The sequence below is a fragment of the Rhodopila sp. genome (assembly GCF_965276935.1).
GTDB lineage: Bacteria > Pseudomonadota > Alphaproteobacteria > Acetobacterales > Acetobacteraceae > Rhodopila.
Window position 1 is genome coordinate 15268 of record NZ_CBDIBS010000003.1, and the last position, 23287, is coordinate 38554.

A 23287-nucleotide genomic window follows, 5' to 3' on the forward strand; every position below is an offset into this window, starting at 1 on the left:
GCGCGGTCAGTCGCTGACCGCCAGATGGCCGTGATAGCGCGCCCGCAGCTCGGTCTTCAGAAGCTTGCCGGTGGCGGTGTGCGGCAGGCTCTCGACGATCACTACGTCATCCGGCATCCACCATTTGACTATGCGGGTCGAGAGGAAGTCCAGGATCGATTGCTTCGTCGGATTGCTGCCGGGCCTGGGCTGCACCAGCAGCAGCGGGCGTTCCTGCCAGACCGGATGGTGCACCGCGATGACGGCGGCCTCGAACACATCGGGATGCGAGACGATCAGGTTCTCGATCTCGATTGAGGAAATCCATTCGCCGCCCGACTTGATGACGTCCTTTAGCCGATCCGTCAGTTGCACGTAGCCGTCCGGGTCGATCGTTGCGACATCGCCGGTGGCGAACCAGCCGTCGTCGTCCAGCACCCGACCGCCTTCCGCCTTGAAGTAACCCGAGATCACCCAGTTGCCGCGCACTTTCAGTTCGCCAACGGACTGGCCATCGTGCGGCAGCGCCTGGCCTTCGGCATCGACGATCCTCAGCTCGATGCCGTAGACTTGGCGTCCCTGCCTGACCTGCATATCAAGGATCTCAGCCGGCGCCGCGCCGTCGTGCTTGGCCAGCGGCGCGCCGACAGTCACGATCGGGCTGGTCTCGGTCATGCCCCAGGCATGCAGCAGGAACACCCCCATCCAGTCCCGAAATTTCTCGATCATCGCACGTGGTGGCGCGGTGCCGCCGGCGAGCACGCGCTTCAGCTTCAGCCGCGACAGGTCGAGGCTTGATCGTCTTGGCTCCAACCAGGCCAGGAAGTTCAGCCAGATGGTGGGGATGCCGCCGGCGGTGGTGCAGCCTTCCTGCTCCAGCAGCCGATAGATGCTCTCCGGATCAAGCCTGGGGCCTGGCAGCACCAGCTTGGCGCCACACATCGCGGCGGCGAACGGAATGCTCCAGGCGTTGGCGTGGAACAGCGGCACGATGACAAGGATGGAATCGCAGGCGGAAAACGCAAGCGAATCGGTCGCGCAGGCGCCGAAGGCATGCAGCATGGTCGAACGATGGGAATACAGCACACCCTTCGGGTTGCCGGTTGTTCCCGACGTGTAGCAAAGTGTCGCGGCGGTGTTTTCATCAAACACCGGCCAATCCCGATCGGCTTCGGCCGCGGCGAGAAGGTCTTCATAGCAAAGCAGGTTTTCGACCTTCACCGCCGGCATGTCCGTCGCATCGCAGAGCGCGATCCAGCCCCGGACCTGCGGCAGGAAAGGCACGAGCTGTTCGACCAGCGGCACGAAGGCGGGGTCGAAGAAGACGTAGCCGTCTTCCGCATGATTGATGATGTACTGGATCTGCTCGGCGAACAGGCGCGGGTTGACGGTGTGCAGGATGCGGCCGGCGCCTGTTACACCATAGTAAAGCTCCAGGTGGCGGAAATTGTTCCAGGCGAGCGTCGCGACAGGCTGGCCAAAATTGACGTTCAATGTCCTCAGGATGCTGACAAGCCGTCTGGCCCGCTCCGCTACCACGGCATAAGTCGTGCGGTGGATTAATCCATCCGCGTCGCGGGATACGATGTTTCGCTCGCCGTGGCACGAAGCCGCGTAATCGACGATGGTGGAGATCAGCAATGGACGATTCTGCATCAATCCAAGCATGTCGTTTGCTCCCTGCTACTGGTAACGAAGTAACATCCTGGACGTGCTGCCGCCGCCGTAGCCACCGCCGCCGATTTGTAAACCCTCGTCGCCCTGTGCATCCTTCGTCAAGATGCCGGGAAATGCCAGGATGTCGCTGCTGAACGGGTTCCGCGTGGTGCAGGTCGGTTCGGGCCTGGCTGCCGCAGTTTGCGGCCGTGTGCTCGCCGATGTCGGAGCGGCGGTCGGCCGTATCGGCCCGGACAGGTCGACGTGGCTTGCCGAACATCTGAATCGCAGTGACGATCAGACGACAGAGCTGGCGGAGGCGGACCTGGCAGCGGCGGACCTGATCATCTGCGAGGGCAGTCCCGCGACCTTGCGCGCCACGGGGTACGACGCGGATTCATTGCGCCGGATCAATCCGCGCGCAGCCGTGGTGCTGATCGCCCCGTTCGGCCAGACCGGGCCACGCGCCGAGGAACCGGCCACCGACCTGACCCTGTGCTTCGCCAGCGGCATTGCCCGAATGCTGACCGGACAGGTGGACGACCTGTCGGAGGCGCCGGTCCGGCCGGTGGGTACGCAATCAGCGTTCCTCGGTGGCATTGCCGCCGCCTGTGCCGGTATGCATGCGGCCCTACTGCGACAACCCGCGCTGGTCGATGTATCAATTCAGGAGGCGCTGGCGACCCTTGCGATGACCGAACTGACCCGTGCCGGGCGACGAGGGAAAGGCTGGTCGCGGCGGCGGGTGGCGGATGGCAACGGTGCGACGGTCTGCATCCTGCCGGCGCGCGATGGCTACGCCGCGATCTCCCCGCGGGAAGATCGGCAGTGGGCGGCGTGGCTGAAGGCAATGGGCTCGCCGGCCTGGGGCAGGCAGGCACGCTTCGCGCGCAAGACGGACCGCATCGCCAACTGGGACGCGCTGCACCGGCTGATGTCGGACTGGAGCCGCCAGCACGGCAAGCAATGGATCGCCGACACGGCGCAGGCGGCGCACGTGCCGAGCTTTCCGTTGCGTGAGGTGACGGAGATGCTGGAGACGCCGCAGTTGGCATATCGCCAGTTCTATCATGTTGAAACGCTAGGCGGCACGCCAGTCAAGGCGCCAGGTCCGCCGTTCGGACTTGAACTGACCCCAGGTAGGCCGATGCCCACGCGCACGGGCGGATTGCCCCTGTCAGGCGTCCGGGTGCTGGATTTCAGTTGGGTGATCGCGGGACCGACAGCGACGCGGTATCTGGCGGCGATGGGGGCGGAGGTCATCAAGATCGAGGCGCCGGGGCGCGGCGATCCGGGACGGATGTCCGAGCTGCACGCGGTTCTGGGTCAGGCCAAGAAGGCCATCGTGCTGGACCTGAAGCAGCCGGAGGCGGTCGCGGCCGCGCGCGCCCTGGCGGCCCGTGCGGATGTGCTGGTGGAGAATTTCGCCACCGGCGTGATGGACCGGCTCGGCCTTGGTGTGGCGGCGCTGCGGGCGGTCAATCCAGGGCTGATCTATGTCTCGGCGTCAGGGCTGGGGCGGACGGGACCGGACGCACATGCGGTCGCCTATGGGACGCTGCTGCAATGCTTCGCCGGGTTTGCCGGGTTGAACCGGCATCCGGACGTGCCGCCGCGGGTGGGCTTGGCGTGGCTGGACCCGATGTGCGGGCTGATGCTGGCCTTTGCTGTCGCCGCCGCGGTGTGGCAGCGGCGGCGTTCAGGATGCGTGGCACGGGTGGATTTCTCGATGGTCGAGGCAATGCTGTGGACGATGGCCGAACCGCTGCTGGCCGCTCAGCTTGGGCAGCCATCAGGGCCGCAGGGGAACGAGGCGGCAAGGTGTGCGCCGCATGGGGTTTGGCGCTGCGCGGGAGAGGACGATTGGCTTGCCTTGGTTGCCCCGGACGATGCGGCGTGGCGGGCGCTGTGTTCGATGATCCCTGCCCTGTCGGGTCTTTCAGGACTGGATCTGGCCGGACGGGTGACGGCGCGGCTAGCGATCGACCAGGCACTTGGGGCGTGGCTTCGGCCGCGGGACGCACGAACCACAGTCGATGCACTGGTGCGGGCCGGTGTTCCGGCGGCGGTGGCGGCAACCTCGGCAGAGCTGGTGGCGGATCGGCATTTGCGGGCGCGAGGGTTCTGGGAAACCGCGACCAATACGGCCGATGCCGCCGTCATGCCTGGATTGCCATGGCGAGCCTCGTTTGGACGGGCAAGCGGACCGGCGCCGGAACTGGGCGCCAATACCGATGCGGTGCTGCGGGATGTTCTGGAAATGGAACCGGCGGCGATCGCGCACACGTCGACGGTTGGGACGGTCAGGTAAATCTTGATAGTTGAAGAAACGATCTAGGCTCGTACCAATGAAGACGGCGGTCGGCCTTCGCCGTTTAGCAGGTACGGCTACTAGCCGAGGAGCGTGGCAACCGGGATCACCGCTCCCGGGAGACTCACAGGCTCCAGAACGCTTCCACGCCCGATCCGTGCAACCGACGCGTATTGATCACCGGCCGGCGCTTGGCAAACTTCCACTTCGCCAGCGGCGAGGTCCACGATCCAGAACTCTGGGATGCCATGGCGGGCATAGAGCGGCTTCTTCACGGCGCGATCGTAGTTCAGGCCGGAAGCGGCGATCTCGATCACGAGCAGGACGTCTTCAGGTCGTGGCGTTGCGCCCCGATAGTCATCGGCCTTCGGCCTAAGCACGGCGAAGTCGGGTTCAGGCTCATTATGGTCGTCAAGCTGAATCTGGTTTTGAACCGACACGACGCCCCGTTCACCCACCACCGTGACCAGCAGGCGAGTGAGCCCGTTCACCGTACCCGAATGCGAACTTCCGATAGGCGACATGGCCACAAGCTCTCCTTCGATGAGCTCGACCCGGTCGCGTTCGGATAGAATGCCGACCTCACCCATGCGATGGTACTCGGCTACGGTGAGCGGGCGCCGAGCAACCCATGGATTGCGGGTCAGCAGACCGGTCTCGCCAAAGTCCATCGTCCAACTCCTCCTCGGCTTCGATGATGGCAGGAAAAGTGATAGAGTAAATCGATAAGGCGCGTAACACCATGATGCTTTGGCAAGCAGCAAGCGGCGGCGTGCCGACTGGCGATCGATGGATCATGTCGCTATCGATCGCCGAGCAAAAGCCTTGAAATCCGACAGCGAGCGCGTCGGTGGCATGGTGCCGACGGAGCGGTCTTGCTTCTAGCTCAGGCCGATAAGCCGGTCCGACCGGGTCGCTGTCTCAGAACTCCCCGCTCCGATAGGCGTCGTCCAACCGCGCGGCGTCTTCCTCGGACGGTTCCGGCCAAGGCTCGCCGCGCCGCCGCAGAGTGCCGGTGAAGTCCGGCGGACGCTTCTCGTTGAACGCCTGCCGGCCTTCCTCGCCATCCATCGTGGTCTGGATCAGCAGCGAGTTGATCAGGTTCTGCACATGCCAGGCCTGATCCGTTGGCAGGTCGCCGAACCGGACAACGAATTCCTTCATCATCCGCACCGCGACCGGCGGCAGCTTGACGATGTGCCGCGCCAGTGCCTCCGCCCGCGCCAGAAGCTGGGCATGCGGCACGACCTCGTTGATCAGCCCGACTCGCAGCGCTTCCTGGGCGTCGAACGCCTCGTCGGTCAGCAGGATTTTCATCGCATCGACATAACGAAGCTGCCGCACCAGCATGCTGGCGCCGGGGCCGTTGCCGATCCAGCCCTGGGTCAGCAGGGAGAACTTGAACCGCGCGTTCTCGGCGCTGGCGATGCGAATGTCGGTGGAGGTCAGCAGCATGTACAGCCCTGCCCCGGCGGTCCAGCCGTTGATCGCGGCGATGACCGGCTTCCAGACCCGCGGGTAGTGGTCGCCCATCCTCCCATCCACGCCGGTTTTCTGGCCATGCACTGTTCCGGCCAGAGGCCAGAAGATGCGTTGGGTGCGGAGATATTCCCGATCCTCCGCTGTCAGGTCCGGGCGCGGCGCCAGGTTGTGGCCGCCACAGAAGTGCCGGTCGCCGGCGCCGGTGACGATGGCGCAGCGGATGTCCCGGTCCTCCCACAGGTCGACCCAAGCTTCCGAAATCGCGTCCGATGTCTGCTTGTCAAGGATGTTGGCTTTGGCCGGATTGTTCAGGGTGATATAGGCAACCCCCTCTCGCTTTTCGTAGTCGATCGGCATGCCTAGATCCTCCTGCGGGTTATGAGTGGCCGATGCGTGCTTGTCTTCCATGCCGGTCACTGCAACGAAGGCATTGATCCTAAGCCTTCGTAGCCGGTACGCCCACCTCTTGCCGCCGGTAAGGAAGTGTTAACCGTTAGCGACCATTCTGCCGCTGAACCTGACGCGGATCACCGATGTCTTTCGAGTACGAAGAGCTGCCCGTGTTCAGCGAGGCGATCATGCCGCCGGTCGTCCGGGGCACCGCCGACCTCACGGAGTTCGCCTACCAAGGGCATGGGTATGACAGCCTGATCGACCGCATCGGCCAGTCCCATGGCGATGTCGCGGCTCGGATGTACGACACCGCGATCGCCTGCCAGCTTGCCTTCCGCAGAGCCGAGGGGCTGAATTCGCAGGACGAGGCGCTGGAGCGCAGCCAGGTTTTCCGTGTCGGCGGCAACACCACGCGGCCCGACAAGCCTTCGCGAAACGCCCCGCTGCGCCTGCTGGCCCTGGCCGGCCCGGGTGACCTGATGGTGAACACGCCGCTGGATTTCCTCACCAATACCCTCGATGTCCGGCTGGACCTGCTGTACCTGCTGCCCGACCGGCCGCTGCCGCCGGCGCTTCCCGATCACGACGTGGCATTCTTCGCATTGGGAGAAGCCGATGCGCCCACCCTTCAACGCCTGCGGCGGCTGTTCGACAGCTGGCCGCGCCCGACGCTGAACAATCCGAAATTCCTGCCGGCGCTGGGGCGCGACACGTTGGCTCGATCACTGGCCGGCGTGGCCGGCATCTGCAGCCCGACCGCGGTGGCGGTGACGCGGACGGAGGTTGAAGCCCATCTGCATACCGGCCGTCCGATCCTCGGGTTCGATCCGGCGCGGGGACTTTATCCGTGCCTGATCCGCCCGGCCAGTTCGCATGCCGGCATCGGCCTCGCCCGCATGGAGACACGGGCTGAACTGGCGGACTACCTGAGGCTATCGTTCGAGCGGAATTTCTTCATCACCGCGTTCGAGGACTATCGCAGTCCCGACGGCCTGTACCGCAAGTCGCGGATCGCCTTCATCGATCGCCAGCCGTTCCTGTGCCACATGGCGATCTCGCAGCACTGGATGGTGCATTACCTCAACGCAGGCATGACGGACTGTGCCGAAAAGCGCGGCCAGGAAGCCCGCGCCATGGCGGAGTTCGACGAGGGCTTCGCCCGCCGCCACGCCGCCGCCTTTAGCGAACTGCACCAGCGTCTGAGTTTTGACTATTACTCGATCGACTGCGCCGAGACCCGCGACGGGCAACTGCTGGTGTTCGAGGCCGATACCGCCGCCATCATCCATCTGATGGACCCGCCCGACATGTTCCCCTACAAGCCGCCGCAGATGCGCCGGGTCTTCACGGCGTTCGACGAGATGCTTCGCAAACGAGCTTGTGTTGCCGGGATGGCAGCGCAGGACGTGAATGATCCTGCATTCCGCCGGTCGATTCCGCCACCTGCGGCGCTTCACCTGTCTAGCCGCTGACCGGGTGCCTGTCCGGGACGCGCCGCTTGACGCAGGTCAACACGAAGAGCCTTGCTTCATTTGGCGTTTCCCGGCCAGCCTCGACGCGCGGCGCCCCGCCTCGCGGAATTTCAACGTGCCGGCTTGACGACCACAACGTCATGCGGAAAGTCTGGCTGAGCCGTCCATTTCGGCGACGGACAACCCAATGCGTCTGACGGACAATGGTCGAGATCCGATCATCCCGCGCGCGCAAGGCAAGCGGTGCCATGACCGGACCAGCCGGCGATCAGAGCCAGGATTTCGTGGCGGACCTGGCTGAGGAGCGCGCCGCGTTCGCTCGCCTTCAGACGACGCTGCCCGACATGTTTCGTCATATCTTTCCAGACCGCACGGCGCCCCGGACGGTCGTCGTGCTGCCGAGCATGAGTATTGATCAGGACGTGATGTCCAAGATCACCGGGGCGCATCTTTACGAGGAGCGGATGCTGGGCATGCTGATGCTGCTCCGCCTGCCGCGCACCCGGCTGATCTATCTCACCAGCCAGCCGATCCCAGAGACGATCATCGACTACTACCTGCATCTGCTGCAAGGTGTTCCGGCACAGCACGCGCGGGCACGGTTGACGCTGCTGACCTGCTTCGACAGCAGCGTCCGCCCGTTGACCGAGAAGATCCTGGCACGGCCCCGCCTGCTCACGCGGCTGCGCGACGCCATCGGCGACCCAGGCATCGCCCACATCTCGGCATACACGGTTTCCGCGCTGGAACGCACTCTGGCGGTGCGTCTCGGCGTCCCGCTGTATGGCTGCGATCCGGACCTGCAGCACCTGGGCTCGAAGAGTGGCGGCCGGACGGCGTTGCGGGAAGCGGGCGTGGCGATTCCGGACGGCGCCGAGAACCTGTCGGATGCAGCCGGCATCGCCGCGGCGCTGGCCGACCTGAAGGCGCGCGACCCCGGCTTGCGCCGCGCCGCGGTGAAGCTGAACGAGGGACTGTCGGGCGAAGGCAACGCGCTGTTCCGTTTCGCCGACGCGCCTGAGGGATCCGACCTATTACCCTGGATCCAGGACCGACTGCCGCATTTGGCGTTCGAGGCGCGCGACATGACCTGGGAAGCCTTTCAAGCCAAGGTGCAAGAGATGGGCGCGATCGTCGAGGCCTTTATCGAGGGCGACGAGAAGCAGTCGCCGTCGGTCCAGTTCCACATCGACCCGCTCGGCGCGATCGATTTCGTCTCGACCCACGACCAGGTGCTGGGCGGGCCCGGCGGCCAGGTCTACATCGGCTGCCGCTTTCCCGCCGATGAGGCTTACCGTCTGGCAATCCAGGCCGAGGCCGCCAAGGTGGCCGAATTGCTGGGCCGGCGGGGTGTGCTCGGCCGCTTCGCCGTGGATTTCATCTCGGTGCGCCGTGGCGGCGCCTGGCATCACTTCGCCATCGAGATCAACCTGCGCAAGGGCGGCACCACGCACCCGTTCCTAATGCTGCAGTTCCTGACCGGCGGCGCCTATGATCCGGATACCGGCCTATTTCGCACGCCCGCCGGGCAGCCGCGCTTCTATTACGCGTCAGACAATCTGGAGGCGCCGCACTACAAGGGCCTGACGCCCTACGACCTAGTCGATATCGCGGTGCTGAACGGCCTGCACTACGACGGCACGACGCACGAGGGCGTGGTCTTCCACCTGATCAGCGCCCTGTCCGAGTTCGGCAAGCTCGGCGTCGTCTGCGTCGGTGCATCGCCGGAACGCGCCGAAGCCCTGTATCGCCGCTCTGTCGAGATCCTCGACCGCGAGCACCGCATGACCTGACGGTTGTCTGCGGTGGCGCCAGAGCACGATCGCGCCGATTAAAACCTTCAAGGTGCGCGAACCATGCGATTAAACAAGGCGCCGGATCACATTCAGGCCGCACAGCCAGTCTGAATGGGGTCTGGCGGCATCGGGCGGCGGTTTACGCCTCAGGCGCACCGCCGGTATTCCGCCAATGCTGTTGTCGCGCCTCAACCAGGATGACAGAACCAACCCTCGCGGGCGCGTCGACGCAGGATGCTGCGTTGGGGCGTAACCGAAGGGAGGAAACATGCCGGACGATGCACCGCGGGCCAAGGCGCCGGCGGGAAACCTGCCGCACGTCCCCGTGGCGGGGCGAAGACTGGTGCTGGCCGCTTGCCTGATGGCGACCTTCATGGCCGCCGTGGAGAGCTCCATCATCGCCACGGCGATTCCCACGCTGGTCGGCGATCTAGGTGGGTTCAGCCTGTTCAGTTGGGTCTTCACCGTCTACCTGCTGACCCAGGCGGTCAGCATCCCGATCTATGGCCGTCTGGCGGACCTCCACGGGCGCAAGAAGGTGTTCTTCTTCGGCGCGGGCTTGTTCCTGGCCGGCTCCACCTTGTGTGGCTTTGCCTGGGGCATGGTGCCGTTGATCTGCTTCCGCGCGCTGCAAGGCTTTGGCGCCGGCGCGGTGCAGCCGATCGCGGCGACGATCCTGGGCGACATCTATACCCCCGCCGAACGGGCGAAGGTGCAGGGTCTGGTCGCCAGCGTGTTCGGTGTCTCCGCGGTGGTCGGCCCCTCCCTCGGCGCCTTCCTGATCGAACACATGAGCTGGCCCGTCGTGTTCTGGGTCAATCTGCCCATCGGCGCCCTCGCGATCGTGATGATCGCCGTGTTCCTGCGCGAGCACGTGCAGCCACGTCCGCATCAGATCGATTGGCTGGGGTCGCTGCTGCTGCTGGTGGCGATCAGCACGCTGTTGCTGGCGCTGGTCCAGGGAGGCACCTTCAGCCGCTTCACCTTGGCCGTGGTATCCGCGTCCGGCATCGCCGCGCTGGCCGCGCTGTACCTGCATGAGCGGACGACACGCGAGCCGATGCTTCCGCTCGAACTATGGCGCATCCGGGTCATCGTGGTTGGCAGCCTTGGCAACGGCAGCGCCGGAGCGGTGATGACAGGCGTCGCCGCGTTCCTGCCGACCTACGTGCAGGGCGCAATGGGGCGCAGCGCCCTGGCGGGCGGCCTGGTATTGGGCGCCATGTCAGTAAGCTGGGCGCTCGCCAGCATCGTCGGCGGGCGGATCATGGTGCGTACGAGCTATCGACTGGTCGCATCGCTGGGTGGTGCCCTGTTGGTCGCGGGATGCCTGATTCTGGTCCTGCTGACACCGGCCAACGGACCGGTCTGGGCTGCTGCCGGATCGTTCGTTATTGGCATCGGCATGGGCTTCTGCAGCACGGTGTTCATTGTCTCGGTGCAGGCCTCGGTGCCCTGGCACCAGCGTGGCGCGGCGACATCCTCGACAATGTTCCTTCGTTTCATTGGTCAGTCCATCGGCGTAGCCGGCTGCGGCGCGGTGCTGAACGCAACGGTCCTGCACCTGGATCCAGCCGCCGTGGCGAAGGTCGCCAGCCTGCTTGACCCGACCACGCGGTCGGCCATGACCTTGGCCGAGCTTGCGAACCTGACCCATGTCGTCGCGCAGTCGCTGCACAATGCCTATTTGCTGGCAACCGCTTTCGCCGTGGCGACGCTGGTGATCGCACTGCAATTGCCCGCCCGCCTGAGCCCGGTGCACGAGGCCTCGGGGCACTGACCGGATTCGCAGTCGCGGCAACACGTAGCCAACCCTTCGGCCGGACGCACCCGTCAGGCGCTGATCAAACTTCCGACCGGCGCGCCTCCAGCGCCATGGCAATCAGCGGACCGCCGGCGAAGATCAGATCGATGCCGACCAGCAGGCCCAGCGCCCAGGCGAACGAAGCCGGCGCGCCGGAGATGATGACCAGGGCGATGACAAGATCGGTCACGCCGCTGAAGACCAGCCATCCCCAGCGGCCCGACTGTTCACGCCGATGCTCGATGGCGTAGACGATGGACAACACGCCGTCGATGACGAAGTAGGCGATCAGCACATAGGTCAGGCTCACCAGCCCGGCCAGCGGGTTCCACAGCAGCAGGACGCCGACGAGCAGCGCCGCCAGGGCTGACAGCAGCGACCAGGCAAAGCCCGGCGCCTGGCGTGCTCCGACCGTCGCGACAATGCCGACCACGCCGCCGATCAGCAGCAGCCAGCCGACGAAGATGGTGACCCCGATGCCGGCAAGCGGCGGGACAAGGATGGCGGCGATGCCGAGGATAAGAAGAACGATCCCCTCGATGAGGAACACCCGCCAATGCTGGTGCAAGGACCGGTTGATCCCCGCGGTTAGGTTGTTCTGGCTGGTATAAGGCATAGCCTGTTCTCCTTGCCGGGATGTCTACGGGAAAGTGTATGTCGCGCTGATCATCGCCGGCGGCAGGTTGCCCCGCGAGGAACCGATGCGTGGCGGCGCCATCAAGACGAGTGCTGCCGGCGATCCAATCGAGGCATGCTTATCGATGGCGCCCAGAGCGGCACACCCCACCATTTTACCCCTTTAGCCGAGGAAGGGTCGTGCGGAACAAACAACTCCGCGTTTGGCAGCCGCCTTGGAGCAGTGTTCATCGTCAGCCGTTCGCAAGCAGAGTGGGATTAAACTTGAATAATATCAGGAACATACCATTTGGTAAGTGTCGGCAATCGGAGGTTTGGAATGTCAGGCGTCTCGTATACTTGCGGAGTGGAAGCCGTCCTCGACCTGCTCGGAGGCAAGTGGAAGATACTGATCCTGTACCATCTTGTCGGTGGGCGGCGTCGCTTCAGTGAATTGAAGCGCTTGGTAGGCGACGTCAGCGAGAAGATGTTGAGCCAGCAACTCAAGGAAATGGCCGTGGATGGTCTCGTACGCCGCAAAGATTTTCGGACTATACCGCCGCACGTCGAGTACGAACTCACCGCGTTCGGCAAGGATTTCTCCAGCGCCCTGCAACCGATCTGTGAGTGGGGCAGCCGGAACATGGAGGAGATCACCGCTATCTCCTCGGCGCGCGCCATTCGCAATCAATAAGTTCTGCTAGCTCGCGTAGAACGCCGCTTCGCCGCGTCCTTTGTCCTCCTGAGCCCGGCCGAATAGGGTTATAGATACTTACTAAATGGTGCGTATTGGCAATTCGGTGGCCAGCACATAGGTTGGGTTTCGATGTTGGGGCCCGGATTGCTCTTGGGCGCGACAGCGTCGCTATCGTTCGCGTGTGAGGCGCTGGCGGAGACGCGCTGGTCTGCCTTGCCATTCCTTTCGGAGAGAAATCATGAGTACGTCTACGGACAGCTTCCTGAGCGTGGTTGGCACCTACAAGGTCGACCCCGCCGACGCGGCGGCTTTTGCCAAGCTCGCGGCGGATTCGGTCGACGTGATCTCGCAAAAAGAAGGCTGCCTGTATTACATCGCATCGCAAGATCTGCGGCAGCCAGGTGTGTTTCATCTGTCGGAGGGCTGGGCGCGTCAGGCAGCGTTGGACGAGCATATGAACAGCCCAGATTTCAAAGCGATGCTTGAGAAGGCGATGACGCTGCGCATTCTCAGCCGCGAAATCTACGTCTCTGAGTCCGAGGGCCGCACCCTCGCTTCCTGAACGAAAGCCAGCAAAACTTAGCATGTAATATGTCGCTGGCCGAACAGTAAACGCGTCGATCGCAACTCGTCAGGTGATAGTTATGGAGCGTCCCCTTGACGGGAAAGTGGCGCTGGTGACGGGCGGGGCGCGCGGTATCGGTCTCGCGACCAGTCGTCTTTTCGCTGAGGCCGGGGCTCGTCTGCTCATCGGAGCGCGCGACGGAGCACAAGCTGACGCTGCAGCCAATCGGCTTCGGGAGATCGGATACGAAGCTGATGGCCTGAAACTCGATGTCACGAATGAGGATGACCGGAACGCCGCTCGGGTCTCCGTTGAGCGGACCTTCGGTGTCCTCGACATTCTGATCAACAACGCGGCGATCTGGCTGGAGAGCGAAAATGCGGCGACGCCGCCGTCTCGACTGGCAAGTGAACTTCAGCCGGACGTCCTGCGCAGAACTTTCGAGACGAACTTCTTTGGGCCGATCTTTCTGACCCAGCAGCTGTTGCCTCTACTCCGTCTCGCCGAGGCGGCGCGTATCGTGAATGTGTCGAGTATCAGGGGCTCTCTGGCCCATCAGTCAGATCCGGACTCACCCTTCCATTCGTTCAAAGCGCCGGCCTACGACACGTCGAAGGTGGCTCTCAATGCCTTCACAATCCAACTCGCTGACGAACTTCGTGGCACGCCGATCAAGGTCAACGCGGTCCATCCCGGCTGGGTGCGGACCGACATGGGAAGTTCGCTGGCCCATCTCGATGTTGAAGAAGGTGCCCGCACGACTTTGATGTACGCGTCTCTGGCCGACGATGGGCCAACCGGGGGGTTCTTCTACCTCGGTGAGCGTCTGCCTTGGTGACGCGCAGTCGTTGCCCGGTCCCTTGATGTGCCCTGGCCTCCGTGTCTCCAAAGCCGCGGGGCAAAGAGCGTCTTTCGGGGTTTCAAAGTGATTGATGTTTCTGATCTGGAGGCGGCGTCGCGCCCGGTAAGGACCGCACGGTGCTGGGCAGCACTGTGCGTTCTTCTCACCGGCATTTTCGTGGCAAATCTCGTAACCGTTGTGGCGACCCCACCCCTGTTTTAACGCTACCCTGTGTTGACACCGGACGGCTCGGTATTTTTCCAGATCCACGGCAGCAGGCTGTGTAGTTCATTCCGCTTGGTGCGGCCTGACACGATGCGTTCCAGCACATCGGTCAGCCATGCCAGCGGATCGACGTCATTCAACTTCGCCGTCTGGATCAGCGTGGCGATGATGGCCCAACGCCGGCCGCCGCTATCGGCGCCGGCGAACAATGCGTTCTTTCGCCCGAGGGCAACGGGTCGCATGGCGCGCTCGACCGTATTGGTGTCCAACTCGATGCGGCCATCGTCCAGGAACAGGATCAATCCGGCCCAGTGGTTGAGCGCATAATGGATCGCCTGCGCCAAGCCGGAGCGGCCCGAGATGCGCTCAAGTTGCTCGGTCAGCCAGGTGTGCATCGCGACAACGAGCGGGCGGCTGTGCTGTTGCCGCACCTGACGGCGTGCGTCGGCGGACTGGCCACGCATATCGGCCTCGATCGCGTAGAGGGCAGCGATCCGCCGCAGTGCCTCCTCAGCGAGCGGTGACTTCGTGGCGAGAGGGAGGTCGTAGAACTTGCGCCGTGTGTGGACCATCCGAACACAATCGATGGTCTGCGTTTTGCTGTCTCGCTCTCCTTCTCTGCCGCTCTCATGTCATACCGGCAACGGAAGGTGCGGCCGGCCGGCTGAGATCGACACTCAGGGGTTGTTGGGGTGGTTCCAATGGAGGATCCCCCGATGCCTTCTGGTTCGCGCTCCATGGTGGCGCCGACCTGGGCAATCCGCTCCGTCACGGTGCGCACCCGCGACGGTGCTGAACGGCTCGACCAGGTTTATCGCCGTCTTATCGCTGACACTCCGTGTGATCAGCCAAAGCTTGCTCCGCATGCCCAGTCGAGCGTGGCAAGCCCGATATTGTCCCCAAACTCAGGAGATGACACATGCGCGCCGCGATCTATGCCCGCGTCTCGACCGAACGCCAAGAACGACAGCAGACCATCGACAGCCAACTCTCAGCCTTACGAGGCTGGGTAAGTGCTCAAGGTCACGTTCTGGCTGATGCCCATGTTTTTCGCGACGAAGGCTTCAGCGGCTCACGTTTGGATCGGCCCGCTTTGGATGCGCTGAGGGATGCGATCCGCGACAGCGTTGTGGACGTGGTGGTCGTGTTCAACCCGGACCGTCTGGCGCGGAAATATGCCTATCAGGTGCTGCTGATGGAGGAGTTTCGTCGGGCCGACTGCGAGGTCGTATTTCTGCATCATCCAATCTCGGATGACCCCAATGACCAGTTGCTGCTGCAGATCCAGGGTGCGATTGCAGAATACGAGCGTGCCGTGCTGGCCGAGCGATTTAGGCGCGGCAAACTGCAGAAGGCGCGTGACGGCAACATCATCAGCGCCAAGGTTCCATATGGCTATCGATACAAGACCCGTTGTGGCGCCGTGCCAGCCCGTCTCGTCGTTGACGATGCAGAGGCATCCATGATCCGCCAACTTTACGCTTGGGTGGCCGATGAGGGGCTCACCATCCGACAGTGTATCAAGCGCCTGAATGACGGCCCATGGGTCACCCGATCAGGCCGTAGGCAGTGGTCATCTTCCGTCGTGCACCACATTCTGACTGATCCCGTCTATATCGGAACCGCCTATGCCAATCGCTTCGACTATGTTGTTCCCAAAAAACCGCGACGGCGGTCACGCCGCAGCACGGAGCGCACCTGCCGGCGTCCCCGGCCATCGGAACAATGGATCGCTATTCCCGCCCCACCGCTGGTGGAACAGCAGGTGTGGGATTGCGTGAAGGCTGCGCTGACACGCAACGCGACCTTGTCATTTCGTCGCAACAAGAAGCACGACTACCTCCTGCGTTGTCTGCTCAAATGCGGTCGATGCGGATTGGGTATTCACGGCTGTTACTTCCCTGCACAGGGCGGTCGGCCTGGTCGGCGCTACTACCGCTGTGCGGGAACGGACCCGCTGACAACGGGTCGTGAAGCAAAATGTCCGCAAGCGCGCATCGAGGCGAACGGGTTGGAGCAGGCGATCTGGAACCATGTGGTTGGCCTGCTCGAAGACCCCAGTCAGGTGCTGGCTCAGTTCGAGCGCTTCGTGACTCAGGCTGCCGGCGATGGAGAAGACAGCAGCGCCAGCCAACTGCGTGCACGTATCGAGCGGCTAAACCGTGCGGACCAGCGACTGCTCGACGCTTACCAGGCCGAAGTTATCAGTCTGGACGAGCTGTCCGGCCAGCGCAAAGCCCTTGCCGAGCAGCGTCAGCGGGCAGAGCAACAACATGAGCAACGCCTTCGTCTGCGTGCGCAAAAGCTTCAGGCTCAGGAGATACTGGCCAGCTTGACAGCTTTCACGCACCGCGTCGGCTCCAGGCTGCAGACCGCCAGCATCACCGAACGCCAAGCTATCCTGCAATTGGTGATCGAGCGCATCATCGTTCATGACGGTAGCTTGGAGATCCAGCATGTCATCCCTCTGCAAGGGCATACGCCAGGGAATGCATCGCCTGCCAAAGTTGGACTGTGTTCGGATGGTGTGTGCCCAACAGAAAGCCAGTTGGGTTGCGCCGTCCGCGGTCGCGGCGACTAGACGGCCGAACCCGGCATAGCCATCGACCTGGAGCAGACCGCGGAATCCCTTTAGATGCACCGCCGGATGATCCGCCTTGCGGTCTTCGCTGTAGACGTAAGCCGCGGCGGAATGGCCAGGTCCCTGCCAGGGCCGATTGTCGACGGCATAGCACCACAGCCGTCCGGTTTTGGTGCGTCCGCGGCCGGGGTCGAGCACCGGCAAAGTGGTATCATCGGCAAACACTCTGGGCGAGGCCAGCACGGTGCTCAGCATCAGTTCGTGCAGCGGGGCCAGCCACCAGCAGGCACGGCCGACCCAGTTGCACAACGTCGAGCGATCTAGTGTCACACCCTGGCGGGCAAAGATCTGCGATTGCCGATACAGCGGCAGGTGGTCGCTGTATTTGCCGATCAGCACCTGCGCCAGCAGAGCCTCGGTGGCCAGGCCGCCATCAATGGGACGCTCCGGCGCTGACGCCTGAACGACAGCCCCTTCGCATACCCGGCAGCCATAGCGCGGCCGGCGGATCACGCGCACCCGCAGTTGGGCGGGGACGTAGTCCAGCATCTCGGCGCTGTCTTCGCCGATCCGATGCAGCGTTCCGCCGCAACAGGGGCAGGCTTTGTCGCCGACATCGACGATGACCTCGACCCGCGGCAGATGCGCCGGCAAGGCACCGCGGTTGCGTTTGGCCGGTTTGGGAGCCCGTTGCGGCGCGGCCGCCGCCTCCAGCCCGGCCAACTGCTCGGCCACCGATTGCTCCAGATCCTCCACCCCTTGCTGCAAGGCCTCGTCGTCGAGTTGCTCCGACCGACGGCCAAACCGATTGCGTTGCAGCCCGGCGATCATCAGTTGCAGACGTTCGAGCTCGGCCAGCGCCGCGCGCAGGATCAGCTGCAACGTCGCCGGGTCGTCGGGCAGATCGGTGGGGACGGTGAACACACCCGAAGGCTGGATCACCGTAGCGCATCGATGCCAATGAATCCGGCGTGAGCATCCACTCAGCCCGCCAACTCTGGGCGCTGCACACGCCGCGGCATCCGCCAGTCAATCCCTTCCAGCAGCATCGACAGCTGTGCCGGCGTCAGCGACACCCGGCCGGTGTCGGTCACCGGCCAGACAAAGTGGCCGCGCTCCAGCCGTTTGCTGAACAGGCACACCCCTTGCCCGTCATACCAGAGCAGTTTGACAAGCCCGCCACGCCTGCCGCGGAAGGCGAACAACGCACCGCCGAACGGGTCCTCGTTCAGCACCTGCTGGGCCAGCATCGCCAAGCCATCCATGCCCTTGCGCATGTCGGTCCGCCCGCAGGCCAGCCACACGCGCACGCCAGATGGTGGTCCGATCATCGTTTGGCCAGCACGGACAGAACACGGCGCAAGGCGCGCGGGTCGATCTGCTGGTCCACCCGCACAGTGATGCCGTCAGACAACACGATCTCGATCAGCCCGGCCGGCTGAACCGCAGGCCCGGGCAGCAGCAGCGGCACGTTCGCACCCGGATCAGCACGCTTTACCCTTCGTGCCACCTCGACACGGGCGAACTGCGTGCCGGAACCGGATGCCGCGGCAGGCTGCGCCGCCAGCAAGGCCTTGCGCCACGTATAAAGCAGGCCGCTGCTGATACTGTATCGGCGCGCAACCGCCGTGGGCGACACGCCGGACTGAAAGCTTTCCGCCGCGATAGCCTGCTTCTGCTCCAGCGACCATCGACGGCGCGGTTCGTCACGGGTGATCAACTCGATACGGGAACTACCGCCGTTACTCGTACGACTACTCGTACGAGCGCTCTCAGGCTGTGCCGGCTGATCTGCTGGTATTGCGTCCGTTTCCATGAGCCAAACGCAGCATATTTTCAGTCCGAGCCGCTATGTGGGGCGAAGACGACGCTTACCAAATCTCGACAGTTTCATCGTCTTCGTCGCCGTTCCCAGCATCAGAACCGGGATTGGGGCAACATTCGCGGATACGCAGCTGAGGTTTGCCGGATGGTGCGGCCGACGCATCAATCCTCGATCCGGCACCAACCCGAAATCAGCCGACGGGTCGCCGCACGAAAGGCATAGACGTTCCCGCCCCCGCTGTTTGGCTGATCCTCGACCCGGCTGATCGGTATGCACTTCAGATGGCACAGCAGCAGCGCGCCGACACCACCATGCGATACGATGACGATGTCCCTATTCTTCGCAGCCTCATCCGACAAGGCCATGTCGATGATGCGATCCACCGCTTCCACCACCCGGCGCTGAGCATCAACGGCTCTTTCCCATCCGCATATGCTCTCCTGCGGGCGCGCGAAGAACTTATCTGCCACCGCCTCGAACTCGGCCTGAGGCAGATAGCCGGTCGCGGAACGGTCATTTTCTCCAAGGTCATCGACAATGATGGGTGACAGCAGGCAATGGTCGGCGACCATTTGCGCCGCATCTGTCGCCTTCCGCTCCGCGCTGCTGAACACGGCGCCGACGCTGTTGAGCCAGGGCCGGCCCAGCGCCGCTTTCATGCGCCGGATCCCCTGGAGGGAAAGCGGCCAGTCCGGCACCGGTTTGCCGGGATCGATCACCACCTCTGGATGCGTCATGAAGTAGACGATCGCCGCGTCGCTTCCCATTGCTCAGCCGCCTCCGCCAAACAACCTAGGCCAATCCGGCTTCATCCGCCGCACGTCGCCCGACCGCCTCGTGACGCCGATGCGATCGAAGAATTCCAGAATCTGGATCGCCACCTTCCGGCCGTTGTCCAGCCGGTCGCGCAAGGCGGCGGCGGTCAGCAGTCCATCCGCGTCCGCCGTGGCCGCGGCGATCGCTGCCATCTCCGCCATGGTCTCGCGCAGGAAGAAGTGATCAGGCGCCACCTCGGTCACCTTGCCCATCCGCTGCAGCCGCTTCAGCGTCATGCGCATCGCCGCCTCCGGCAGCTTCAGCGCCTGCGCCAGATCCCGCACGCGTGGCGGCCGGAACCGCTCGCCCGCGATCAGCGGCATGACGGCGGCCCAGATCCGTTCGTCCTGCGGCGACAGGCTGATGCGGTGTGCCGGCAGGCGCAGCCATGGACCATCCTGCGCGATCACACCCTGGTCCAGCAGCCGATCCAGAATGCCGCGAAATCCTGCGACCGGCGGTCGATCGGGCAGCGCCATGCGCAGCCGCTCCGCCTGCAGGCCGGGCAGTTCCTGCGCGGCGCGATGATGAGCGCCGAGAACAGCGACAATGGAATCGCGAACCCGATCGAAGGTGTTCGCTAGCAGAAATAGTCCGCCCGCCCTCACGAACGAACCGAAATCCAGCTGCTCATCCGCGCCGACGTTGCGGGCGCGCAGAAATGCCGCCGCATCGGTCCAGCCTGGCGGCACGGACAGCAGGCCGGTTAGCGCGGCAATTGGATCGGCTGCCTCCAGCGCCGCCAGTTGCGCCAGGCGCGGCGGCGTGCGCCGGCCGCGCCTGGGTGGGAACGGATCGAGCAGCATGCCGCCGCCGATGGTCCGGGTGGCGCCGGTGTCGCGCAGCACGATCCTGTCGCGCGCCAACGCGCCGATGCGCTGCCGCAGGGTCAGCCGTACCAGCGCGTCCCCGCCTGGCTCCAGCCGGTCGGTGTCCAGCAGGGAGACGCGGGCCATGACATGCGCCGCGCCAAGGTGCAGATGCACCTCGGCGTCCTGGCGCAGCGCATGAGCGCCAGGCGCCATCCTGCGGAACGAGTCGGGGCCGCGGACCGAGTCGGGCCCGAGGCGGAAATCCGGCAGCAGCGTGATCCGCGCGTCGATCTTGTCGGTCGGCGCGTGGATAGCCGGGTGCAGCACCCAGTCGCCGCGTGTCACCATGTCCCTGGACAGTCGCGGGCCGGTGATGTTCAGGGCAACCCGCTGGCCGGCGACAGCGTGATCCGCCGGCTGGTTCTGCGCGTGCAGGCCACGGACGCGCAACTCCAGCCCGGAAGGCGACAGCACCAGCCGGTCCTCCACGGCGATCCGGCCGGACACCAGGGTACCGGTGACGATCAGGCCGGCGCCGGAAAGGGTGAAGGCGCGGTCCACCGCCAGCCGGGGATGTCCGCCGGAGCCGCGAGCGGCCGGGACCGACGCGAGCAGAGCCGCCCGCAGCGCCTCGATCCCCTGCCCCGTCGGCGCCGCGACCGGGATCATCGGCGCACCAGCAAGCGGCGTCGCCGACAGCAGTTCGTTCATTTGGACCGTGACGTCAGCAACGCGGTCGGTCGCGAGGTCCGCCTTGGTCAGCGCGACAACCCCATGCTCGATCCCCAGCAGCGAGAGGATCTGCAGGTGCTCCCGCGTCTGCGGCCGGATGCCTTCGGGAAGCGCCACCACCAGCAGCGCAGTGTCGATGCCGCTGGCACCGGCGAGCATGGTATGAACGAAGCGCTCGTGGCCCGGCACGTCGATGAAGCCGAGGTCGCCGGCATAGGCGTAGCCCAGGTCGATGGTGATGCCGCGCCGCTTCTCCTCGGCCAGCCGGTCGGTGTCGACGCCTGTAAGAGCTTTCACCAGCGCGGTCTTGCCGTGGTCCACGTGGCCGGCGGTGCCAATGATCATGATAAGGTGTTCGACTCGCGGTCGGTGCTCCAGCCAACAGTCAGGGTGCCTGCCGGCGGCGCCCTGTCAAGGCACACATCGTTGGGTGTTGCAAACCGCACCGGCCCCGCCCTACTGGGTTCGTCAACCCAGCCGAAAGAGACCGATGCAGACGATGATACTCCGCCTGATGCCGTCACCGCTGCGCCGGGTGGCAACGCCGGCGCGCCTGCTCGTGGTCGAACAGTTCATTCGCTTTGGCGTGGTTGGGCTGGCTGGACTGGTTGGTGATACCGCGGTGGTTTATGGCCTGCGCGGCCCGTTGGGGCTGTATGGGGCTGGCCTGGTGTCTTATTTCGTGGTGGCGAGCGGCAACTGGGCGCTGAACCGGATGTGGACCTTTCGCGGCCACGGATCGGGACCGGCCCATCGTCAGTGGATCAAGTTCCTGGCGGCGAACATGGTCGGCTTCGTCCTTAATCGGGGAACCTATGCGCTTCTGGTGACCTTCATGCCGGCGGCGGCGGCACAACCGGTGATTGCGACCTCGGCCGGCGCCATCGCCGGCATGTTCGTGAATTTCAGCCTGTCCCGTCGGATGGTGTTTCGTTGAGGTAAGCTTCGTGGCCAGTCGCGGCCGGCTTGCGCGGGCTTTGCCACAGCACCTGCCCTCGGCGATCAGTTCGGCGTTCGGCTGATCGGTCGCCAAGCGCCGGTGTCGCCGGCACCCGCACAGAGATTGCCGACGGAACCAGGATCGCCTTTATTGAAGCCGCCCGATGCAAATGCGCCGCCTGCCTTGTCATCTGGGTCGTTATGCCTCCGCGACCGTTTTCTGGAAGTCGAAGCCGCGGCGAAACACCCTCGAACGGCCTGAATTGTCGAAGCTTGTGATGGTCTACGGAAACCTCTCTAAAGAGATGGTGCGTCGGTGGATGTGCCGGTAACCGGGAAGACGCGCGACATGGAGGCTTGATGGCACGTGAGCTACTTGAACGGACCGGCTGGCGTCCGCACTCCAACAATATTTTCGTCCTGGTCGAGTTTGGCCTTTACGCAGCGCTCGCGATCCTGCTTTGCGTCACCTGCCTGCTGGCCCTCGGCGCCGCGGCGGTCATGCTATGGGGCGGACTGGGCGACTGGACGCACTCCGACACGGTCTTCACCGTCATCGACCGGCTGCTGGTCGTGCTGATGCTGATCGAAATCCTGCATACGGTGCGTGTGTCGGTGCGGTCAGGCACGCTGACCTGCGAGCCGTTCCTGATCGTCGGCCTGATCGCCTCGATCCGGCGCGTACTGGTCATTACGCTCGAATCGTCTCAGGTCAAGCAGCAGGGCAATACCGTGCAGGTGAATGAGACGCTGTTTCGCACCTCGATGATCGAACTGGGCGTGCTGGGAATGCTGATCCTGGTCATGGTCGCCTCGATCTACCTGTTGCGGCGGGCGCATCAGGGAAACGCCGAAGACGAACCGTCGACTGATTCGGTGCATTGAATCGCGCCCAAATCGGATTCCGGATTTGCTGCCGGCGAACTCGACCGGGACGATTGTAAAGCGCAATCTCGTCGAAACCGCTCGCCCCGGCGACAGCACGACAGGAGGTCGAAGTGGAACCCAGACATGCGACGGCAGCGGTGATCGGCGCCGGCGACTTCATCGGCGGCGCGATCGCCAAAAAATTCGCCGCCGAGGGTTTCACCGTGTTCGCCGGGCGGCGCAATGGCGAGAAGCTGGCGCCGCTGGTGACGGAGATTGAGGCGACGGGCGGCCGTATCATGGCGCGGTCGCTTGACGCGCGCCGGGAAGCCGACATCGCCGCCTTCCTGCGGCAGGCGGACGGGCAAGCGCCGCTGCAGGTCTGCATCTTCAATGTCGGCGCCAACGTCAACTTTCCCCTCCTCGACACCACCGATCGGGTGTTTCGCAAGGTGTGGGAGATGGCTTGCTACGCTGGCTTTCTCACCGCCCGGGAAGCCGCGCGCCTGATGCTGCCGCATGGCGGCGGCGCGTTGTTCTTCACCGGCGCCACCGCCAGCCTGCGCGGGGGCGCCGGTTACGCCGCCTTCTCCGCCGCCAAGTTCGGCCTGCGCGCGGTGGCGCAGAGTGCCGCGCGCGAACTGGGACCGAAGAACATCCATGTCGCCCACCTGGTCATCGACGCGGGAGTCGACACCGCCTGGGTGCGCGGGCGGATCAAGGACCGGGAAGGCGAGGACGCCTTGCGCAACCTTGACCCCAATCGTCTCATGCAGCCAGACTCGGTCGCGGAGACCTATTGGCGGCTCTACCAGCAGCCGCGCGATGCCTGGACCTTTGAGCTCGAGATCCGTCCTTTTGGCGAGAAATGGTGAGACC

Annotated in this window: 20 protein-coding genes and 1 pseudogene; 11 read left to right on the top strand and 10 right to left on the bottom strand. The window is 64.4% G+C overall.

The window, feature by feature from the left end; genetic code table 11:
• Nucleotides 1–6: 6 nt before the first annotated feature.
• Nucleotides 7–1647 carry a long-chain fatty acid--CoA ligase gene (locus ACQY4S_RS07935; protein WP_428484668.1) on the bottom strand — a complete coding sequence of 547 codons (1641 nt, stop codon included), beginning with the start codon at nucleotides 1645–1647 and terminating at the stop codon, nucleotides 7–9.
• Between the two features lie 130 nt (nucleotides 1648–1777).
• Here ACQY4S_RS07935 and ACQY4S_RS07940 point away from each other — a divergent pair, with 130 nt between their 5' ends.
• Nucleotides 1778–3946 (top strand): CoA transferase, encoded by a 2169-nt coding sequence (locus ACQY4S_RS07940; RefSeq protein ID WP_428484669.1) that lies wholly within the window; start codon nucleotides 1778–1780, stop codon nucleotides 3944–3946.
• 80 nt (nucleotides 3947–4026) lie between these two features.
• Here the strand turns inward: ACQY4S_RS07940 and ACQY4S_RS07945 are convergent, their stop codons facing one another.
• Together ACQY4S_RS07945 and ACQY4S_RS07950 are read right to left on the bottom strand one after the other, a co-directional pair.
• Nucleotides 4027–4617, bottom strand: a complete 591-nt coding sequence (locus ACQY4S_RS07945) for a Uma2 family endonuclease (protein ID WP_428484670.1) — start codon at nucleotides 4615–4617, stop codon at nucleotides 4027–4029.
• Nucleotides 4618–4867: 250 nt separating this feature from the next.
• Nucleotides 4868–5785, bottom strand: a complete 918-nt coding sequence (locus ACQY4S_RS07950; protein ID WP_428484671.1) for an enoyl-CoA hydratase/isomerase family protein — start codon at nucleotides 5783–5785, stop codon at nucleotides 4868–4870.
• Between the two features lie 176 nt (nucleotides 5786–5961).
• Between ACQY4S_RS07950 and ACQY4S_RS07955 the strand changes: the two genes are divergently transcribed.
• From ACQY4S_RS07955 to ACQY4S_RS07965, 3 genes are all read left to right on the top strand, one after another.
• The gene (locus ACQY4S_RS07955; protein ID WP_428484672.1) at nucleotides 5962–7293 is read left to right on the top strand and encodes an ATP-grasp domain-containing protein; all 1332 of its coding nucleotides are present in this window, start codon (nucleotides 5962–5964) and stop codon (nucleotides 7291–7293) included.
• Nucleotides 7294–7541: 248 nt separating this feature from the next.
• Nucleotides 7542–9086 (top strand): peptide ligase PGM1-related protein, encoded by a 1545-nt coding sequence (locus ACQY4S_RS07960; RefSeq protein ID WP_428484673.1) that lies wholly within the window; start codon nucleotides 7542–7544, stop codon nucleotides 9084–9086.
• Between the two features lie 271 nt (nucleotides 9087–9357).
• Entirely contained in the window at nucleotides 9358–10869 is a 1512-nt protein-coding gene (locus ACQY4S_RS07965; protein WP_428484674.1) for an MDR family MFS transporter, read from the top strand.
• A 64-nt stretch (nucleotides 10870–10933) separates the two neighbouring features.
• On the opposite strand, the gene ACQY4S_RS07970 is transcribed toward ACQY4S_RS07965, so the two are convergent.
• On the bottom strand, nucleotides 10934–11509 hold the full coding sequence (locus tag ACQY4S_RS07970; RefSeq protein WP_428484675.1) for an HdeD family acid-resistance protein: 576 nt from the start codon (nucleotides 11507–11509) through the stop codon (nucleotides 10934–10936).
• A gap of 339 nt (nucleotides 11510–11848) precedes the next feature.
• Between ACQY4S_RS07970 and ACQY4S_RS07975 the strand changes: the two genes are divergently transcribed.
• The 3 genes from ACQY4S_RS07975 to ACQY4S_RS07985 all read left to right on the top strand — a co-directional run bounded on the left by ACQY4S_RS07975 (nucleotide 11849) and on the right by ACQY4S_RS07985 (nucleotide 13608).
• On the top strand, nucleotides 11849–12202 hold the full coding sequence (locus tag ACQY4S_RS07975) for a winged helix-turn-helix transcriptional regulator (protein WP_428484676.1): 354 nt from the start codon (nucleotides 11849–11851) through the stop codon (nucleotides 12200–12202).
• 271 nt (nucleotides 12203–12473) lie between these two features.
• Entirely contained in the window at nucleotides 12474–12767 is a 294-nt protein-coding gene (locus tag ACQY4S_RS07980) for a putative quinol monooxygenase (protein ID WP_428484677.1), read from the top strand.
• 82 nt (nucleotides 12768–12849) lie between these two features.
• Complete coding sequence (locus ACQY4S_RS07985) at nucleotides 12850–13608, top strand: SDR family oxidoreductase (RefSeq protein ID WP_428484678.1); 759 nt, start codon at nucleotides 12850–12852, stop codon at nucleotides 13606–13608.
• Nucleotides 13609–13835: 227 nt separating this feature from the next.
• Here ACQY4S_RS07985 and tnpC (ACQY4S_RS07990) read toward each other — a convergent pair whose 3' ends face one another.
• Entirely contained in the window at nucleotides 13836–14423 is a 588-nt protein-coding gene (gene tnpC, locus ACQY4S_RS07990) for an IS66 family transposase (RefSeq protein WP_428486243.1), read from the bottom strand.
• 332 nt (nucleotides 14424–14755) lie between these two features.
• On the opposite strand from tnpC (ACQY4S_RS07990), the gene ACQY4S_RS07995 reads away from it, so the two are divergent.
• Entirely contained in the window at nucleotides 14756–16417 is a 1662-nt protein-coding gene (locus ACQY4S_RS07995) for a recombinase family protein (protein WP_428484679.1), read from the top strand.
• On the opposite strand, the pseudogene tnpC (ACQY4S_RS08000) reads toward ACQY4S_RS07995, so the two are convergent.
• The 5 genes and pseudogenes from tnpC (ACQY4S_RS08000) to selB form a co-directional block, all read right to left on the bottom strand.
• Nucleotides 16409–17248: pseudogene (gene tnpC, locus ACQY4S_RS08000) on the bottom strand (IS66 family transposase); the annotation flags it as partial. The gene ACQY4S_RS07995 and the pseudogene tnpC (ACQY4S_RS08000) sit on opposite strands and share 9 nt — an antisense overlap.
• A 152-nt stretch (nucleotides 17249–17400) precedes the next feature.
• Nucleotides 17401–17748, bottom strand: a complete 348-nt coding sequence (gene tnpB, locus ACQY4S_RS08005) for an IS66 family insertion sequence element accessory protein TnpB (protein ID WP_428484680.1) — start codon at nucleotides 17746–17748, stop codon at nucleotides 17401–17403.
• Nucleotides 17745–18137 carry an IS66-like element accessory protein TnpA gene (gene tnpA / locus ACQY4S_RS08010; protein WP_428484681.1) on the bottom strand — a complete coding sequence of 131 codons (393 nt, stop codon included), beginning with the start codon at nucleotides 18135–18137 and terminating at the stop codon, nucleotides 17745–17747. The genes tnpB and tnpA overlap by 4 nt, the downstream gene beginning before the upstream one ends.
• A gap of 266 nt (nucleotides 18138–18403) precedes the next feature.
• The gene (locus ACQY4S_RS08015; protein ID WP_428484682.1) at nucleotides 18404–19009 is read right to left on the bottom strand and encodes a histidine phosphatase family protein; all 606 of its coding nucleotides are present in this window, start codon (nucleotides 19007–19009) and stop codon (nucleotides 18404–18406) included.
• Nucleotides 19010–19012: 3 nt separating this feature from the next.
• On the bottom strand, nucleotides 19013–20947 hold the full coding sequence (gene selB / locus ACQY4S_RS08020) for a selenocysteine-specific translation elongation factor (protein WP_428484683.1): 1935 nt from the start codon (nucleotides 20945–20947) through the stop codon (nucleotides 19013–19015).
• A gap of 169 nt (nucleotides 20948–21116) precedes the next feature.
• On the opposite strand from selB, the gene ACQY4S_RS08025 reads away from it, so the two are divergent.
• From ACQY4S_RS08025 to ACQY4S_RS08035, 3 genes are all read left to right on the top strand, one after another.
• The gene (locus ACQY4S_RS08025; protein WP_428484684.1) at nucleotides 21117–21539 is read left to right on the top strand and encodes a GtrA family protein; all 423 of its coding nucleotides are present in this window, start codon (nucleotides 21117–21119) and stop codon (nucleotides 21537–21539) included.
• 362 nt (nucleotides 21540–21901) lie between these two features.
• The gene (locus ACQY4S_RS08030) at nucleotides 21902–22426 is read left to right on the top strand and encodes a phosphate-starvation-inducible PsiE family protein (RefSeq protein WP_428484685.1); all 525 of its coding nucleotides are present in this window, start codon (nucleotides 21902–21904) and stop codon (nucleotides 22424–22426) included.
• A 113-nt stretch (nucleotides 22427–22539) separates the two neighbouring features.
• Entirely contained in the window at nucleotides 22540–23283 is a 744-nt protein-coding gene (locus ACQY4S_RS08035; protein WP_428484686.1) for an SDR family NAD(P)-dependent oxidoreductase, read from the top strand.
• Nucleotides 23284–23287: the final 4 nt, after the last annotated feature.

Coding starts and splice junctions, on each gene's coding strand:
- ACQY4S_RS07935 (WP_428484668.1), bottom strand. CDS start 1,647: ATGCTTGGATTGATGCAGAATCGTCCATTGCTGATCTCCACCATCGTC.
- ACQY4S_RS07940 (WP_428484669.1), top strand. CDS start 1,778: ATGTCGCTGCTGAACGGGTTCCGCGTGGTGCAGGTCGGTTCGGGCCTG.
- ACQY4S_RS07945 (WP_428484670.1), bottom strand. CDS start 4,617: ATGGACTTTGGCGAGACCGGTCTGCTGACCCGCAATCCATGGGTTGCT.
- ACQY4S_RS07950 (WP_428484671.1), bottom strand. CDS start 5,785: ATGCCGATCGACTACGAAAAGCGAGAGGGGGTTGCCTATATCACCCTG.
- ACQY4S_RS07955 (WP_428484672.1), top strand. CDS start 5,962: ATGTCTTTCGAGTACGAAGAGCTGCCCGTGTTCAGCGAGGCGATCATG.
- ACQY4S_RS07960 (WP_428484673.1), top strand. CDS start 7,542: ATGACCGGACCAGCCGGCGATCAGAGCCAGGATTTCGTGGCGGACCTG.
- ACQY4S_RS07965 (WP_428484674.1), top strand. CDS start 9,358: ATGCCGGACGATGCACCGCGGGCCAAGGCGCCGGCGGGAAACCTGCCG.
- ACQY4S_RS07970 (WP_428484675.1), bottom strand. CDS start 11,509: ATGCCTTATACCAGCCAGAACAACCTAACCGCGGGGATCAACCGGTCC.
- ACQY4S_RS07975 (WP_428484676.1), top strand. CDS start 11,849: ATGTCAGGCGTCTCGTATACTTGCGGAGTGGAAGCCGTCCTCGACCTG.
- ACQY4S_RS07985 (WP_428484678.1), top strand. CDS start 12,850: ATGGAGCGTCCCCTTGACGGGAAAGTGGCGCTGGTGACGGGCGGGGCG.
- ACQY4S_RS07995 (WP_428484679.1), top strand. CDS start 14,756: ATGCGCGCCGCGATCTATGCCCGCGTCTCGACCGAACGCCAAGAACGA.
- tnpB (WP_428484680.1), bottom strand. CDS start 17,748: ATGATCGGACCACCATCTGGCGTGCGCGTGTGGCTGGCCTGCGGGCGG.
- ACQY4S_RS08015 (WP_428484682.1), bottom strand. CDS start 19,009: ATGGGAAGCGACGCGGCGATCGTCTACTTCATGACGCATCCAGAGGTG.
- selB (WP_428484683.1), bottom strand. CDS start 20,947: ATGATCATTGGCACCGCCGGCCACGTGGACCACGGCAAGACCGCGCTG.
- ACQY4S_RS08025 (WP_428484684.1), top strand. CDS start 21,117: ATGCCGTCACCGCTGCGCCGGGTGGCAACGCCGGCGCGCCTGCTCGTG.
- ACQY4S_RS08030 (WP_428484685.1), top strand. CDS start 21,902: ATGGCACGTGAGCTACTTGAACGGACCGGCTGGCGTCCGCACTCCAAC.